The organism is Pantoea sp. B_9 (assembly GCF_008632015.1).
GTDB lineage: Bacteria > Pseudomonadota > Gammaproteobacteria > Enterobacterales > Enterobacteriaceae > Pantoea > Pantoea dispersa.
Window position 1 is genome coordinate 23,030 of the sequence record NZ_VWVL01000008.1, and the last position, 16,750, is coordinate 39,779.

At 56.6% G+C, this 16,750-nt stretch carries 15 protein-coding genes and 1 riboswitch; of the genes, 7 read left to right on the forward strand and 8 right to left on the reverse strand.

What is annotated here, in order from left to right:
- Nucleotides 1–499 precede the first annotated feature (499 nt).
- Nucleotides 500–745 (reverse strand): DUF1158 domain-containing protein, encoded by a 246-nt coding sequence (locus tag F3I21_RS19835; RefSeq protein WP_010615729.1) that lies wholly within the window; start codon nucleotides 743–745, stop codon nucleotides 500–502.
- 285 nt (nucleotides 746–1,030) lie between these two features.
- Here F3I21_RS19835 and mntP point away from each other — a divergent pair, with 285 nt between their 5' ends.
- The 5 genes from mntP to treC all read left to right on the forward strand — a co-directional run bounded on the left by mntP (nucleotide 1,031) and on the right by treC (nucleotide 6,174).
- Nucleotides 1,031–1,603, forward strand: a complete 573-nt coding sequence (gene mntP, locus F3I21_RS19840; RefSeq protein ID WP_021507902.1) for a manganese efflux pump MntP — start codon at nucleotides 1,031–1,033, stop codon at nucleotides 1,601–1,603.
- A 105-nt stretch (nucleotides 1,604–1,708) separates the two neighbouring features.
- Nucleotides 1,709–1,786, forward strand: coding sequence for a stress response protein AzuC (gene azuC / locus F3I21_RS23640; RefSeq protein ID WP_125310475.1), 78 nt, complete (start codon nucleotides 1,709–1,711; stop codon nucleotides 1,784–1,786).
- A 190-nt stretch (nucleotides 1,787–1,976) separates the two neighbouring features.
- On the forward strand, nucleotides 1,977–2,813 hold the full coding sequence (locus F3I21_RS19850) for a fumarylacetoacetate hydrolase family protein (RefSeq protein WP_088516510.1): 837 nt from the start codon (nucleotides 1,977–1,979) through the stop codon (nucleotides 2,811–2,813).
- A gap of 270 nt (nucleotides 2,814–3,083) precedes the next feature.
- Complete coding sequence (gene treB / locus F3I21_RS19855; protein WP_150059607.1) at nucleotides 3,084–4,526, forward strand: PTS trehalose transporter subunit IIBC; 1,443 nt, start codon at nucleotides 3,084–3,086, stop codon at nucleotides 4,524–4,526.
- On the forward strand, nucleotides 4,510–6,174 hold the full coding sequence (treC, locus tag F3I21_RS19860) for an alpha,alpha-phosphotrehalase (protein ID WP_141496783.1): 1,665 nt from the start codon (nucleotides 4,510–4,512) through the stop codon (nucleotides 6,172–6,174). Before treB ends, treC begins: the two co-directional genes overlap by 17 nt.
- Before the next feature lie 52 nt (nucleotides 6,175–6,226).
- Here treC and F3I21_RS19865 read toward each other — a convergent pair whose 3' ends face one another.
- From F3I21_RS19865 to F3I21_RS19890, 6 genes are all read right to left on the reverse strand, one after another.
- Nucleotides 6,227–7,012, reverse strand: coding sequence for a hypothetical protein (locus F3I21_RS19865; protein WP_150059608.1), 786 nt, complete (start codon nucleotides 7,010–7,012; stop codon nucleotides 6,227–6,229).
- 48 nt (nucleotides 7,013–7,060) lie between these two features.
- Nucleotides 7,061–8,467: a radical SAM protein gene (locus F3I21_RS19870; RefSeq protein WP_150059609.1), complete on the reverse strand. Its 1,407-nt coding sequence runs from the start codon at nucleotides 8,465–8,467 to the stop codon at nucleotides 7,061–7,063.
- Nucleotides 8,467–9,741, reverse strand: coding sequence for a glycosyltransferase (locus F3I21_RS23445; protein ID WP_150059610.1), 1,275 nt, complete (start codon nucleotides 9,739–9,741; stop codon nucleotides 8,467–8,469). Before F3I21_RS23445 ends, F3I21_RS19870 begins: the two co-directional genes overlap by 1 nt.
- Before the next feature lie 13 nt (nucleotides 9,742–9,754).
- A complete protein-coding gene (locus F3I21_RS23450; RefSeq protein ID WP_150059611.1) occupies nucleotides 9,755–11,128 on the reverse strand; it encodes a glycosyltransferase in 1,374 nt (457 codons plus the stop codon).
- A 400-nt stretch (nucleotides 11,129–11,528) separates the two neighbouring features.
- Complete coding sequence (locus F3I21_RS19885) at nucleotides 11,529–12,881, reverse strand: MFS transporter (protein WP_021507894.1); 1,353 nt, start codon at nucleotides 12,879–12,881, stop codon at nucleotides 11,529–11,531.
- A gap of 171 nt (nucleotides 12,882–13,052) precedes the next feature.
- Nucleotides 13,053–13,955, reverse strand: a complete 903-nt coding sequence (locus F3I21_RS19890) for a GntR family transcriptional regulator (RefSeq protein ID WP_150059612.1) — start codon at nucleotides 13,953–13,955, stop codon at nucleotides 13,053–13,055.
- 135 nt (nucleotides 13,956–14,090) lie between these two features.
- Between F3I21_RS19890 and F3I21_RS19895 the strand changes: the two genes are divergently transcribed.
- Nucleotides 14,091–15,119 (forward strand): zinc-binding alcohol dehydrogenase family protein, encoded by a 1,029-nt coding sequence (locus F3I21_RS19895; RefSeq protein ID WP_150059613.1) that lies wholly within the window; start codon nucleotides 14,091–14,093, stop codon nucleotides 15,117–15,119.
- A gap of 8 nt (nucleotides 15,120–15,127) precedes the next feature.
- Here the strand turns inward: F3I21_RS19895 and F3I21_RS19900 are convergent, their stop codons facing one another.
- A complete protein-coding gene (locus F3I21_RS19900) occupies nucleotides 15,128–16,045 on the reverse strand; it encodes a nucleoside hydrolase (RefSeq protein ID WP_150059614.1) in 918 nt (305 codons plus the stop codon).
- Nucleotides 16,046–16,152: 107 nt separating this feature from the next.
- Nucleotides 16,153–16,227, forward strand: a riboswitch (Fluoride riboswitch).
- 91 nt (nucleotides 16,228–16,318) lie between these two features.
- Here F3I21_RS19900 and crcB point away from each other — a divergent pair.
- Entirely contained in the window at nucleotides 16,319–16,696 is a 378-nt protein-coding gene (crcB, locus tag F3I21_RS19905) for a fluoride efflux transporter CrcB (protein ID WP_021507890.1), read from the forward strand.
- The last annotated feature ends 54 nt before the right edge of the window (nucleotides 16,697–16,750 follow it).

Genomic DNA, 16,750 nt, shown 5'->3' on the forward strand with positions numbered 1-16,750 from the left:
GAAGCTCAACAGGTTCGCAGGCGAAACAGCCACGCTTTTTGCAAGCGCGTTGCGCTATTTCTCAAAGGTTAAGACTCAGGTTTAAGCCATAGGTGTGATAACGGTTAACTGCACGTTATGCATATGCATTCGAATATAACATTCTCGTATCGGAATTAAACGTTTGTTTATTTTTTAAATGCAGAAATGATTCAGCATAAGAATTAATCAGCCCGACGGCGCTGTCATAAGGGATTTTTATCCCCTAATCAGGCAGTTATAGTAACGTAGTTGTTGCGGCAGTGTGAGGGAAATGGAGAGGGTTGATTTCACACGGTGAGCTGGATCACAAATTAACGCATTGAAAACGATAGGTTTTAGCGAAATTGATTTTTTATGCGGATTTTATGTTGCCTGATGTTTCGCCAGATCGTGTAAAAATAATGTTACATTTGTGTGACTTTTAATTTGGGCACCGTGTCAGGCGCCCGTCAGAAGAAAAATGCATCACGTACACCGTTCAGCGCAGCTGGAACCAGCGGCGCCAGACGAAGCGGATAATGAAAAACTCAACGGTACCCAGCAGCAAAAACCAGACGCAGAACACCATGGTGTACAGCTGATTCACATCCTGCAGATGCAGAGCCTGCTGCAGCTGTTTTGCCAGCGCCACGCCAAACGAAGGGGCGGGCAGCAGTAGCGCCGAAAGAAAGCCCAGCAGCAGAATGCCGCCCGGGATGATCAGCGTTTCAAATGGGTTTTTCATCGCATCATTCCAAATCAGTTAGCGCGGGCATTAGCGCATAAAACCGCGGCGCGGTGCAATCCCCGCAGCAGCGCGCGCTAAGAAATTTCTTCTATTCCATCCACTTAGCTGCAGAAATAGCGGCAGTTAAGAGTTATAGCCTTTGCTATACTTAAACCCATGATTTTGTTGTCTTTTTTTTGGCGGGTTGGCGTGCTAGACTGCGCGCACTTTTTCATTACTGAACCCGATATGCGGACAAAGTGCAGGCTTAATCGTCTTATTTCACCGCATTGACTGAAAACCATGACATTTATCGCAACCCTGATTCTGGCCTTTGGTATGTCGATGGACGCTTTCGCTGCAGCATTGGGCAAAGGCGCGTCGCTGTATCGTCCGGGCTTCAAAGAAGCATTACGCACAGGGCTGATTTTTGGCGTCATTGAAATGCTGACGCCGCTAGTGGGGTGGGCCATCGGGCTGGCTGCCAGCCACTACATTATGGCGTGGGATCACTGGGTGGCATTTGGTCTGCTGGGCATTCTTGGCGGGCGGATGATCATGGAAGGTTTCCGTCAGACGGCCGATGAGCCGTGCGAAGCGCCGCAGCGCCACGGCTTTATGGTACTGGCGCTGACGGCGGTAGCGACCAGCCTTGATGCGCTGGCGGTGGGCGTTGGCCTCGCGTTCCTGCAGGTTAACATTGTGCTCACCGCGCTCACCATCGGTGCGGCCACCACTATCATGGCGACCACCGGTGTGCTGGTCGGCCGCTTTATCGGTCCGGTAATGGGCAAATGGGCGGAAGTGCTGGGCGGCGTGGTACTGATCAGCATTGGCTGCACCATCCTGATTGAGCACTTAGGGCTGTTCCGTTAACGTCTGGCACGATTTTGTGATCTGGTTCAAAAATAATTGCGTGAAAAATGCGCGGGCGTTATAATTTTCGCGTAATTCTTCAACAATTTTTGTATCAGGTGCACCATGAAACGTTTTTTCCGCTCCGTGTTTCGCTCTTATGTTGAGACCTTCAAACACGTACCGCCGGGCGCCTTAAACTAAGCGCTCCGCCAGAAACCCTCGATAATCGCGGTCAGGGATCGACCTGTGGTTATCACCCGGCGCCGTTCCCCTCTGCGCACCTCTGTCACCAAAACTCACAAACATTAATTACTTTACCCTCAGGTCATACCGCTTTTCCGTCTGGCTTTTGATAACCTGCGCGCAAATTCTCTATAACATTGAGGCCATCATGCAGCTGTGCAGTTTTTCTCTTATTGACCAGGCAAGAAAAAGTTATGGCATCGTGCAACCCGACGGCGTGATCGATCTCGGTACGCGGCTGGGCGACAGCTGTCCGGATTTGAAAACCCTGCTGCAGCGCGGTGGCCTGAGTGACCTGCAGGGGTACCTGAGCGAGCCGGTGGACTATGCCTTCAGCGCGATTCGCTTCCTGCCGGTGGTGGAAAACCCAGGCAAAGTCTTCTGCGTTGGCATGAACTATGCCGACAAGCGTCAGGAGTTTGCCGCCACGCTCGACGCGCCGACGCTATTCGTGCGCTTTGCCGATTCGCTGGCTGCGCACGAGCAGCCCCTGCTGAAACCGGCGACCACGGCTGAATTTGATTACGAAGGCGAGCTGGCGGTGATCATCGGCAAGGCGGCTTATCAGGTAAAAGCCGCCGATGCGCTACAGCATGTAGCGGGCTACAGCTGCTTTATGGATGCCACGGTGCGCGACATGCAGTTCACCTGGTTTACCGCGGGCAAAAACTGGCAGCAAACCGGCGGCTTTGGCCCATGGATGACCACCGCCGACGACATCCCGGACCCGCAGCAGCTGGCGATCAAAACCTGGCTGAATCAGCGCGAAGTGCAGAACGATACCACGGCCAGCATGGTGCATCCGGTGGCGAAGATCATTGAATACATCTCGGCGTTTAGTCCGCTGTCACCGGGCGATGTCATCATCACCGGCTCACCAGGCGGCGTGGGGAAAAAGCGTACGCCACCGCTGTTTATGTTCCCTGGCGATGAGATCGAAGTGGAAATTGAGAAGATTGGTCGTCTGCGCCACCGCATCGTCTGACGCATTATTGCGCGGTGGCGAAATTCGCACTGCCACCGCGCTACCGTTTAAATAAATATTCAGCAATACGAAATGTCCCGAATTTATATTTAAATGGCGCAGATTTAGTTATCAGGTTAAATAATTATTGTTAAGTTAATTTTCCTGCGATGTATTGCGTAAATATTTTTGTGATCGCCAACTAATTCCCTCGCTTTGCTATAGTTAAAATTAAAAGCAGCGGCGTATTATCGTCCACTGCCGATTCCGGCATGGAAATAAGGGATGATAATGAAAACCATCAGTCGCGAGATCATTAACGATCTCATTGACCGCGTGGGCGGTCGGGAAAATATTCTGTCACTTTCGCACTGTATTACCCGCCTGCGCTTTGTGCTGCAGGATGTCGACAAAGCCGATCCGGCGGCCATCCGCGCCACGCCCGGCGTTAAAGGATGCTTTAACGCTGCCGGACAGTTTCAGGTAATTATTGGAACCGAAGTTGACACTTATTATAAAGCGTTAGTTGAAGCACTAAATATTAGTGAGACCTCTAAGGAGCAGATTAAATCTGCGGCGCGCAGCCAGATGAAATGGTACGAGGCATTATTATCCCATTTTGCTGAGATATTTTTCCCGTTATTACCGGCGTTAATTAGCGGCGGTTTAATTCTCGGTTTCCGTAACGTGCTCGGCGATATTGCCGTGGCGGATGATAAAACCCTGGTGCAGCTCTATCCCGGTGTGAAAGGGCTGTACGATTTCCTCTGGCTGATTGGCGAAGCGATCTTCTTCTATTTGCCGGTGGGGATTTGCTGGTCGGTGGTGCGCAAGCTGGGTGGTACGCCAATCCTGGGGATTGTGCTGGGCATTACGCTGGTTTCACCGCAGCTGATGAATGCGTATCTGATTGGCAGCCAGGTGCCGGAAGTGTGGAACTTCGGCTGGTTCAGTATTGATCGGGTCGGCTATCAGGCGCAGGTGATCCCGGCGTTGCTGGCCGGGCTGGCGCTGGCGAAAATCGAACTGGCGCTAAAACGTATCGTGCCCGCCTATCTGACGCTGGTGGTGGTGCCGGTGTGTGCGCTGCTGCTGTCGGTTTTCCTCGCCCACAGTCTGATTGGCCCGTTTGGCCGTCTGATTGGCGACGGCATCGCTTTTGCGGTGCGTCACCTGATGACCGGCAGCTTCGCGCCGATTGGTGCCGCGCTGTTTGGCTTCCTGTATGCGCCGATGGTGATCACCGGCGTGCATCAGACCACGCTGGCGGTTGATCTGCAGATGATTCAGAGCATGGGCGGCACGCCGGTGTGGCCGCTGATTGCGCTGTCCAATATTGCACAGGGTGCTGCGGTGGTCGGCATCATTATCGCTAACAAAGATCGTGCTGAACGCGACCTCACCGTGCCGGCCGCCATTTCAGCGTGGCTCGGCGTAACGGAGCCGGCGATGTACGGCGTCAACCTCAAGTACCGCTACCCCATGCTGTGCGCCATGATTGGCTCTGCACTGGCGGCGCTGCTGTGCGGCCTCAACGGCGTGATGGCCAACGGCATCGGCGTAGGTGGCTTGCCGGGCATCCTCTCGATTCAGCCACAGTACTGGACGGTTTACTCGCTGGCGATTCTGGTGGCGATTCTGGTTCCGCTGCTGCTGACCATCATCATCACCAAACGTAAAGCGGCAACCGCCATCATCAGCCAGGCCGAGGTGCAACATGAACAGGCACGCTGAATATCCCTGGTGGCGCCAGGCGGTGATCTACCAAATCTATCCCAAAAGTTTTCAGGACAGCGGGGCGCGCGGCACCGGCGATCTCAACGGTGTGATTCAGCGGCTGGATTATCTGCAGCAGCTGGGCGTCGATGCGCTGTGGCTGACGCCGATCTATGTGTCGCCGCAGATCGATAACGGTTACGACGTGGCGGATTACACCGCCATCGATCCCGCCTATGGCACCATGGCCGACTTTGACCACCTGCTGGCGGAGACGCACCGGCGCGGTATGTGCATGGTGCTGGATATGGTGTTTAACCACACCTCGACCGAGCACGACTGGTTTAAGCGTGCCGAAGCCGGTGAACAGCCGTACGTCGATTTCTATATCTGGCGCGACGGGGTGCCCGGTACGCCACCCAACAACTGGCAGTCTAAGTTTGGCGGCAGCGCCTGGGCGTGGAACGAACGGCGTCAGCAATACTATCTGCACCTATACGCGCCGGAGCAGGCCGATCTCAACTGGGAAAATCCGGCGGTGCGCGAGGCGTTAAAGCAGGTGTGCCACTTCTGGGCGGATCGAGGCGTCGATGGATTGCGGCTTGATGTGATCAACCTGGTGTCGAAGCACCAGGATTTTAGCGACGATCTACCCGGCCATGACGGGCGGCGCTTCTACACCGATGGCCCGCGCATCCATGACTACCTGCAGGAGTTCAACCGCGATGTGTTCACGCCGCGCGGGCTGATGACGGTGGGGGAAATGTCCTCGACCACGCTGGCCAACTGCCAGCGCTATGCTTCGCTGGCGCAAAACGAGCTGTCGATGACCTTTAACTTCCACCATCTCAAGGTGGATTATCCCCAGGGCGACAAATGGACGCTGGCGGCACCGGACTTCGTTCAGCTCAAGGCAATTTTTGCGGAGTGGCAGCGCGGGATGCACGACGTGGCGTGGAATGCGCTGTTCTGGTGTAACCACGATCAGCCGCGTATCGTCACGCGCTTCGGTGATGAAGGCGCGCTGCGCATCGCCTCGGCAAAATGCTTTGCGATGTTGCTGCACGGCATGCAGGGCACGCCCTATATCTATCAGGGCGAAGAGCTGGGAATGACCAACCCCCATTTCACTCGCATTGAGCAGTATCAGGACATCGAGAGCCATAACATCCACACTGCATGGCTGGCGCAGGGCAAGCCGGAGGCGGCAATCCTGGCGATTCTGGCCAGTAAATCGCGCGACAACAGCCGCTCTCCGATGCTGTGGGACAGCAGCGCCAATGCCGGCTTCACGCGGGGTGAGCCGTGGATAGGCGTGGCGGATAACTATACGCTGATCAACGCGGCTAACGCGCTGCTCGACAGCAACTCGGTGTTCTATGGCTACCAAACGCTGATTCGGCTGCGTAAGCGTTACGCTATCTTCACCGAGGGCGATTATCAGGATCTGGCACCGCAAGCGTCACACATCTGGTGTTATCGTCGCAATTCGCCGCGTGAAAGCCTGCTGGTGGTGGCGAACCTGAGTCACAGTGCGCAGCCACTGCTGTTGCCGGAAGTTGAAGGCAACTGGCAGGTACTGATGAGTAATTACAGTGAGGCATCGCCGCCTGGGGCATTGACGCACCTGCGGCCTTTTGAAGCGGTGTATTACTACCAGTCGTAACGGAGATAACCGGCGGCGCGTTACAGCCGTAAGCAGAACGCGCCGCCAGCACTCACTTCAGCATGCCACATTCCGCCACGGCGAGATAATCGGTATACAGCTGTGGCGAACCGGAAAAGGACGCCAGCTGCTTCCACTCTTCATACATCTGTTTGGTATCCCGGTGCGCGCGCGCAAAGTCAGCCGCGCTGGCGGTGGCGATATCAGGCTGCGGATAAAACACATTCAGCGCCGCTTCACTCTCAATCTCCATCATCACCACATAGCCGTCCAGCCGGTTGCCGCTGTGGCCTTTCAGCAGATGAAACTTCCAGCCGGGATAATCAACGATACGCGCGGCATTCTGCGCGATGAATTGCTCAAATTCCTGCGGCTGCACGCCCGGCCGCAGCGCCAGATAGTGGGTACCGAGAATGCGCGCGGTGCCGCTGCGGGCATCAAAACGCGGGCCACCCGGCAGCGTACTGTGAGGATTCTCTGCCAGCAGATCGAAATGGGTGAAAATTGTCGGGCGCCGCGCGAAGGTCGCCAGCTGGCGCCACTCGCTGAGCAGCGTGTCCGCGTCGGGATGCAGATGCCAGAAGTGCTCTGCCTCGGCGGTAAGTTCACCGTCATCCTGCATAAAGCGCGCGCGCTGTGCCGCATCTTTCATTTCAAACAGCATCAGGTATTGATCGACGCGCTCGCCGCGCAGACCGCGAAACAGCGTCCAGCGCCAGCCGGGATAGCAGGGGAGATGCACGCCTTTTTCGCGCACGAAGGTTTCAAACTGTTCAGCGGTGACGCCCGCTTCGGTGTCGATGGCGATATAAAAAAAGCTATAAACAGACTGGGACATAACAGGCTCCAGGCACGCCGTCGCGTGCCGTTGAGAGGTAAGGGCGGTTTAGTCGAACTGGGTATTGATGATGGCTTCTACCAGCACGCGGCCGGCGGGGGTGAGCGTGACGTAGCGGCCATCGCTGTGCACTAACTCGCGCTGCTGCAACTCACGCAGCGCGCGGGCGATGGTTGGCTGGGCAAACAGGCTGACGCCAAACTTCTGCTGAAACAGCACATCGTCGAGCGGAATCAGCGTTGACAGCGCCATCTTGCAGCCGTTGATGGCCTGCTGATCCGGCGACATACCGCGCACCGAGGCGATCGGCAGCTCACCGTTATCCAGTGCGCGCTGATAATCGGCGTAGTCGGTCAGGTTAATCAGCTCCGCGCCGGCACATTTGGAGCTGCCGCCTAGGCCAATCGCCACTTCCGGCGCCTGCTGGTCGAGATCGGTAATGATCGCTTTCCACTTCTCCGGCGGTGCGCTGCGATGGTGGAAATACATGGTGGGATGTTCAAGGTAATCGCCATCCAGCCACTGCTCGGCCAGCGCGCGCATCTGATACTGCTGACCCAGACTGGGCATCGCCGCATTCTTACGCTGCCAGGCATTTTCTCCCTCCGCCGACACGCCGGTGCGGCTCTCGGCGAACGGCTTCATGTGCAGCTTGGTGAACACCAGATGCGACAGGTCAAGCGCGCGCGCCTGCTGCAAATCGTCACGCACGTCGTCCACCGTTTGTCCCAGCAGGCCATACATCAGGTCGACGCTGACCAGGGCGAAGCCCAGCTCGCGTGCATCACGAATCACCTTGTAGCAGGCATCCGCGCTGTGCAGGCGACCACAGCCTTTGATCAGGCGGTCTGAGAATGACTGCGCGCCAAACGACAGTTTGCTGAAGCCCAGTTCGCGCAGCTGCGCGAGGAATTCGCGCGTCAGCGTGCCGGGCTCGCCTTCGAAGCGCAGCGTGGCCTCGCGGAAGTTGAAATGGTTGCGGTAAAAATCCATTAAGCGCCGCAGCTCATCCGGTGGCAGCAGCGAGGGCGTGCCGCCGAACAGGTTGAACTCACCCACCGGCACTTCACCCAGTGCCGGCAGCTGCGCCAGCCACAGTTTCGCCTCCTGAATGTTGCGATCGACGATATCGCGGAACAGCTCAGGCGCGCGCGGCGACTGCGGATTTACAATCACCGTAGGAAACTGGCAGAAATGGCACTTATAGCGGCAGGTGGGGATATACGCCCACAGATGAATTTGCGGCGCATGGCTCAGGCTGTGCTGCATGGCGCGGAAAAAATTCGGCAGCGGAAAATCGTCGATATCACCGGGAAACACATGGCAGCCAAAAGGATCATGCACCACGTATTCCAGCAAATCGGCGTTTTCCGGCCGGCTAAGCACCTCGCACATGGCCGGGCGAGGATAGTGACGATCGATATCCTGCAGGGATTGCAGCCAGGCAGCACGCATCAGAACACCCCGCCGTTTGCAAAGTAGTTATGCGCCTCACCGGATTCGCGATCTTCGCAGTAATACCAGACAAAGCGGGCGAAATCATTTTCCGTCACCCGGGCAAAGCAGGCAGGCAGCGGCGGTGGCTCGCCAATCTCTGCGCCGACGGCACGCCGCAGCGCGGCAAACAGCTCATGGCGGAATTCAAAATAGAGGCGAAACGCCGGGGTTTTGTAGCTGTGAATCGGCAGGAAATCGGTCACGCTCATCTCCTGCATCATGCTGTGAATGCGGGCGAACAGGCGTTCAGCCACCTCTGGCGTGAAGAAATCAATCACCGCGGCATCGTCGCGCAGCAGCGACGGATTCAGCAACACCGGCAGCACCAGATTTTTTGGCACGTAATCTTTAATCGAGTACTGCCACGCCTGCTGCGCCTGCTCTGCGCTGACATCGGTGAACGGCGTCAGCGCGGTGAGCGTGGGTCGCACATCTTTCATGATGATGGTGCCGTTATGGCCGTAGGCCACGCCTTCAATCACTTCGTGCAGCAGGTTATCCACCCGGCGGCTGTTGATCTGCACGCGGGAATTGGGCGCATACACCGGTTTGCCGCCAGCGGCGATCACCTTGATGCCAAAATCCCAGTCGTCTGACAGATGTTCAACAAACTCACCGTTTTTCAGCTGGTAAAAAATCTCGATGCCGCCCACTTCATCGTACAGCTGCTTTTCGACGCCAAAGCCTTTGCCGTCCGGAAAGCCGCCAAACAGGGAGAAGGAAGCGTGGCGGCAGCGCAGCGTTTTATCAATCTCCGCATACAGCCGCGGGCGCTCGTGGAAATCTGCGGTTTCGTAGTAGTAGTTACAGGTGCCCAGATCGCCGTTTTGCGCAATCATGGTGCCGACCAGTTCGTCGATCCACAGTGCATCAACGGTACAGTCCGCATCGGCCGAAAGGATGTAGTGCTTGCGCTGAAAACCACTGGCCTCGTCGCGCAGACCGGCGCGCTGTGAGGCGAAATCCATGCCTTTTTTCCGCGCCGAAGAGACGCCCTGCACCGTCTCCTGCAGCTGATGAATCGTCAGCTGCGGATGCTGCGCGGCAAAGGCTTCAATCAGCGCGACCGAATTATCGGTGGAATTATTATCCACCATGATCACTTCCAGATTACCAAAATTAAACAATCCGCCGGGTGAACGCTGCTGCAATATTGATTTCAGCACCGCGTTAATACGTGCTGCCTCGTTATAAACCGGCAGCACGACAGAAATAAAACAACGGTTATCCATAGTCACTCCTTAACTACACATTAAATATCTGCCGGAAGATGTGATCCGACAGCAGGGATTTTCCTTTCTGATAATTGCGCATGGCGATGGCGTCGCGGCGTGCGTCATCCTGTAATAAGGCACTGACGCGCTGAATAAAATCGGCATCCGGCAGGCCATCATGGCTGGCGGAAATCGCCATCAGTTCGCCTTCAAAACCGTACTGGCCATACACCTCGTGATAATATTCATAGCGGGTGGCGATATAACAGCGCTGATGGCTGATCGCCTCGCCAATCGGATTACCGTAGCTGTCGTAATCCCATGCGGTTAAAAACGACACCACATCGCAGGCGTGATAAACATCCTGAATGGTGGTGGCCTGTGGATTACGCTCCATAAAGTCGTGATTTAACGCGCCAAAAAAGATGACGTAACGCTCCAGCTGGAACCGGCTAATTAACTGCTTTAATGCGTGATAATGCACGCTGTCTTCCAGCGGATCGCCGGCGACCATTAAATAAACGCGCTGTGGCTGATGCTGCGCGATAAGTTGACTGTTCAGCGCATGCAACAGGTGAATATCCCTATCGAGTCGCTTAGCCGGAATAATTCGCGTGGTGCGGGCAATCACCTTGTCCTGCGCCAGCAACCCAAACTGGCGGCGTAAATCTTTGCGCGGATGGCTCGGGTCAAAAGGATAGGTATTACGCATCACCTCGATTTCGACCTGATGTTCGCACCAGGCTGCCAGCTGTGAGGCCAGTGCCTGGTTCAGCGTGACGTAGGTGATATGCGGCGAGGGCTGCGGCCTGACGGCATGTGGCCAGGGCGCGCTGCCGTAACGCGATGAAGTGGATTCGCTGTTCCACATCAGGTCGTGGTCGCGCCACAACACAAACCGGCCGAGCTGTTTTGCGGCGCCGTATTGCGCTATCGCCAGATAGAGCGCGCGGGTAAAAATAATATTATCCGGCAGCGTCCCGTTCTCAATGATTAAATAATTGATATCCAGCGCCTGCCATTTTGCGCACAGCGCGTTTGCCACCGCCTGTGCCATCTTTTCCGTCTGCTGCACCAGGATTTTTTCTGCGGCGGCATCCAGCGTCTGGCTATGATTAATCAGTACGTCATGAATATATTGCAGAAAGGCCGGGTTATAACCTTCCACCTGACGAATCTCATCGTGCCGGACTAATGTAAAATGATGCTTTAGCGAATTAATTTCATTTTCGGAATAGGGACGTCCGAAGTTTCCCTTATCAATTTTTATGTCGTAGCCGATATCAAGAAAGGAGGTGATTCCCTGCTCGCGTAAACGAACGGCAATTTTAGTAGCTTCTACCGTAATACCCGATAATGCCACGGCATCAAAAGAGATAAAAAGGGCCCTGCGTTGTAAATCCATTTGGTCACCACGCTCATACCTGAACATTAATAGTGACTGAACGGTAAGTTAAATTATGCGGTCAAACTTTGATCTAATCCACAAAAGTTTACTGTATCTAATTAATTCACCTTCGTTAATGCATTAATGGATAATAATGCACTGAGGATGGTGATTTATAATATTCGTCTTTGAGTTTTGTCTTAAAATAATAACTATTACCGGCGTGTTTAGCGGTATATTTTCCTTATTTTGGGCTTAATAGTGCTGGATAGTAATTGCCATCATGCAGTTTAATTTATCTGATCAGATGCAGAATCAGGCGATAACGCGGCGGCTGGAATAGGTGTGGCGGGCGGATGAAGAAAGGGTGCGCATAACCTGCGCACCCGGAGAAGAGCATTAAGCAGAAACCCTGGCGTTACACCCCATCGGTGATCGGTTTTCTGACCAGCAGCAGGTAAGCCAGCGCGCCGACCACCGTGACGCCCGCACATATCATCAGCGCGAGGCTGAACGATTTGGTGGTATCCAGCACCCAGCCGGTAATTACTGGCGCAAAAGAGGCGAAAACGAAGCTGGCAAAGTTCTGGATACTGCCCACTGACGCCGTCATGCGCGCCGTGACGTTAGCGTGGATCAGGCCCCAGCATGAGGTACCGGCAAAGTGAATGCAGAACAGCGCCATACCAATCAGCGTTACCGCGCTGGTGGTGTCGGTGGCGCGCGTCACAAAGGTGGTAAAGGCCGCAGAGAGCAGCATGCCGCTGACAATCGACACTTTACGTACTTTCACCGCGTCGAAACCGCGACGCACCAGCGCATCCACCACGTAACCGTTGAGCAGCATGCCCGCCGCGCCGAACAGGAAAGGAATGGCGGCCAGCAGGCCGGTGCTTTTCAGGTCCAGATGATAGGTCGACTGCAGATAGCCCGGCAGCCAGGCGATGTACAGCCACGCGGTATAGTTGATGCCGCTGAAGCCAATCATCATGCCCCACATGGTGCGCTGCTTAAACAGCCCACGCCACTCGGCGAAACTCAGCGGCTCTTTGCGTGATGCCACGCTGCCCGCCTGCAGATAGTGAATCTCTTCACCGCTCAGTTTGTTGTTATCCCGGTCGCGATAGGTGAGATACCAGCCAATGGCGAGAAACATACCCAGCACGCCGATGGTGACAAACATGCCGCGCCAGCCCATCACCAGCATCATCGCCGCCAGAATCGGCGGTGCCACCGACAGACCAATCATCGACGCCGCGTTAAACATCCCCATCGGCATACCGCGATCTTTGATGTTGAACCAGTCGTTGATCACCTTCACGCCGCACGGGTTCATCGGCGCTTCACCAATGCCCAGCCCGATGCGCACCAGCACAAATTGCGTGAAGTTATGCACCAGCCCGGCCGCCGCCTGGAACAGTGACCAGAAGAACATGCCGATGGCCAGCATAATGCGCGGGCCTTTGCGATCGAGCAGCGCGCCGCACGGCAGCTGGGCTAAACCGTAGGCCAGCGAAAACGCCGACAGCAGCACGCCAATCTCGGTGGCCGATAAGCCCAGCTCCTCGCGGATGGTCATGTTGGCCACCGAAAGCGAGCTGCGGTCAAGGTAGTTGATGATGGCGGCGAACAGCAGCAACAGCATGGCGGTGATTTGAATCTTACGGATGCGCGGAGAGCGCACCACATCGGCGCGCGCCGGTACATAATCCTGCCCGGCGTGCTCCGGTGCTGGCGCGGTGGTGCCGCCGCGCGTTGATGTATTTTCCATTGCAACCTCCCAGGTTCGGGTACTTATCGTTATCAGTCTTGGGGTTCCTGCGGCAGCGAAACGGGCTGCCCTAAGGGGCTGCCTTCGAGACTAGAAGTAAACCGCGGGAGATGTTGCAAACATGTTTCTGATTCGTGCGGGCGCTTATGCTTTGTGGTTTTTAATCGGTTTTTAATTGTACTGCCGGATAGAGCGGATCATCGAGTGTTTGGCGGTTCTGAGATGCGCATGCAGCGCGCACAGCGCGTCCACATCCTGGCGGCTGATGAGCGCGGTAAGAATCGCCATATGCTCCTCCAGCGCGACGATGTTGCGTTGTTTCAGGTCGCTTTCATCCCACTGATAATGCGAGTGAAAAATCACAGAGATAATTTCCAGTGACTGGTTGAAAAACGGGTTGTTGGCGGCGGAGAGAATCAGCGTATGCATCTCTTTATCCAGCGCGGCAAACTGGCGGTAGTTGCTGGCGATGGTGTCGCGCAGCGCGCGATGACGATCCAGCAGATCGCGCGCCTGCACCCAGCGTTCATCACCGGCGGCGAGGTTAAGAAAGCGGGTCAGCGCGTGCGTCTCCAGCATTTCGCGCAGTTCAAACAGCTTTTCGGCGTACTCCTGATCGAATTTCTTCATTCGCCAGTGGCCGCGCTTAACCGGTTCCAGCAGGTTATAACGCATAAAGCGCAGCAGGAACTCGCGCACCACCACCGGGCTGACCCGCACCTGCTGCGCCAGCTGCAGTTCGGTGAAACTGTCGCCTGGCATCAGCAAACGCTGGTTAATCAGGTTAAAAAACGCCTGCTCAAAGTGCACCGCCTGTTGGTCGATCGGTGGGCTGAGTACGCTAAACCCATCCTCCTCGCAGGGATCACGCACAATCACGTAGGTCTCAGCCACTTTTTCCAGCACGCCGCGCTGATGCAGATGCTGCAGCGTGTGCCGCACCGTGGTGCGGCTGATATTAAACATCTCGGCCAGCGCTGCCTGCGGGGGCAGCGGCGAGCGCACATGGCGGCGGGCAATGGCTTCCAGCATTTGATTGATGACGTTCTGGCGCAGATTCTGGCTTCGGCTCATACGGCCCTCCGGTTTTTTATGCATTAAAAACCACACAAAGCCCAAAAAAATCGCGCTGACTCACACTTCGTACAGCGCAACCTCCCGCCGCGGTCGATTTTCGCCATAACTGCGTGAACAGCCCAGGAGGAAACGATGACGAACATGAAAACGCTGGTGGTCGCCGAACCGCGCAGCATGGTGTGGCAGCAGCGCAGCGTACCGACGCCTGCCGCGCACGAAGTCCTGATTAAACCAATTGCCGCCGGCATTTGCGGCACCGATATTCACGCCTGGGCCGGCAATCAGCCGTTTTTCTCCTATCCGCGCGTGCTCGGCCATGAGCTGTGCGGTGAAGTGGTGGCGCTGGGCGCGGCGGCGCAGGGATTTCAGCCAGGGCAGCGCGTGGCGCTGATTCCTTACGTGGCCTGTCAGCGTTGCGACGCCTGCTTAAGCGGCAAAACCAACTGCTGTGAACAGATTTCAGTGATTGGCGTGCATCAGGACGGCGGTTTTTGCGAGTTTCTCAGCGTGCCGGACACGAATTTGCTGGCGGTTGACGATGTGGCGCCTGAAGCAGCGGCACTGATCGAGCCCTTTGCCATCAGCGCCCATGCGGTGCGACGCGCGGCGCTGGTCGCCGATGAGCAGGTGCTGGTGGTCGGAGCCGGACCGATTGGCCTGGGCGTCGCGGCGATTGCCGCCGCAGCCGGTGCACAGGTGGTGGTGGCCGATACCAGCGCTCAGCGGCGCGCGCACGTTGCGCAGCAGTTGCAGCTGGCGACGATCGATCCGCTGGCCGATGATTTTATCGCCGCGCTGCGTGCAGAGTTTGGCGGGCGGCTGGCCGCGAAAGTGATTGACGCCACCGGCAGTCCGGCGGCGATGAACAGCGCCGTGCAGCTGATTCGTCACGGCGGCACCATCGTGTTTGTCGGCCTGCACAAAGGCGATCTGGTGATCCCCGACACCGAGTTTCACAAAAAGGAGACCACGCTGCTGGGCAGCCGCAACGCCACGCGGGAAGACTTCGACAAGGTGCGCACCCTGATGGCCAGCGGTCAGCTGCGGGCCGATATGATGCTCAACCGCCATTACGACTTCTCGACGCTGGCCGAGACTTTTGAGCCCGGGGTGATCAACAACCCTGAGCTGATCAAAGGCGTCATCCATTTCGCCCGCTAGAGAGAGTGTCAGGCGCGCAGCGTGGCAAAAAAATGTTGCCGTACCGCCTCGGCGTCGACGCCCAGACACAACCGCTGGGCGCGCAGGCCGGCGAACGGATCGTCGCGCGAGGCGAGAGTGCTCACGCGCTGCAGCGTCTGGCCGCGGCTGATGCCTTCGGTCACCACGCGCACCGGCGCTGTTGTCACGCTGAACGCCTGCGGCAGCGCCAGCCATGACAGCGTCAGGGTATCGTGCAGCGCCATGCCATCAAACCCCTCTTTTTGCAGGCTGTAAGCCAGATAAGGCCGGCAGATGGCACTCAACACCGGCTGATTCAGCTGGCGCACTTCCTCTCCGCTGATCAGCACCTTGTGCGTCACATCCAGCGGCAGCATCACCACCGGCAGCGCCGAGGCCAGCACCTGATCGGCGGCATGCGGATCTTTCCAGATATTGAACTCGGCGAACGGCGTCACGTTGCCGGCGTGGCCGTCGGTGCCAAACGCGCCGCCCATGATCACCAGCTCTTTCACCAGCGGAATGATGTCTGGCGCTTGGTTGATGGCGCAGGCGATATTGGTCAGCGGCCCGATTGCCACCAGGGTAATCGCGTGCGGCTGCGCGCGTACGCTGTCGATGATGAACTGCACCGCGCTTTCGGCGACATCGCTATACGGGTTATCGTAGGCATCGCCGAGACCGTCTGCGCCGTGCAGGGTGGCCGGTGCGGAAGGGGCCAGCGCCAGCGGACGCGAACAGCCACGATACACCGGCGCGCTGATGTTCATCTTTGCACAGAACAGCCGGGCGTTTTTTACCGCCTGGCCAACCGCGACATTACCAAACACCGTGGTGATGCCCAGTAGCCGCTGCGTGCGCGCCGCATACGCCAGCGCAAAGGCGTCATCCACGCCGATATCAGTATCAAAAATCAGGGTACGCATCGGAATCTCCTTGCTGATGATGTCTGCCACGGTAAAACATAATCGTTCCCGACGATACGCTGACGGCAGGTGAATATTGTCACCTCCGCCGCGCCAGCGTATTATCGTGCCTCTGAGGTGATGGCGTGCCACCTTACCCAACCGCCCTCTGGTTACAGACGGCTGATGACGCCTGACAACTTGCTTATCCCTGCGCGGGAGACGGCGGTGTGTCAGGTGTAGTTTCTGTCCTGCCGCGGCCCTGCGCGTATCTCAATTCAGGAGCTCCAGACTATGCTGAAGTCGCTGTTCGCGGTCATGATCGGTGGTGCCATCGGTTGCACGCTGCGCTGGCTTATCTCTTTGCGTTTCAATACGTTATTCCCCAACCTGCCGCCAGGTACGCTGATCGTTAATCTGGTCGGTGGCTTTATTATTGGCGCGGCAATGGCGTGGTTTGTGCGCAATCCGCACATCGATCCCGTATGGAAACTGCTGATCGTCACCGGCCTGTGCGGCGGGCTGACGACGTTTTCGACCTTCTCGGCCGAGATCGTGGTGTTGCTACAATCAGGAAAATACCTGTGGGCAATGTCGAGCGTGATGGTGCATGTCATCGGTTCATTGCTGATGACCTTTGCCGGTTTCGCCGTGGTGAACCTGCTGGGCTAAACGACACGCTTGAAATCACCCTTGAGAGGGGGATACTGATCAGGATGCTGTGCG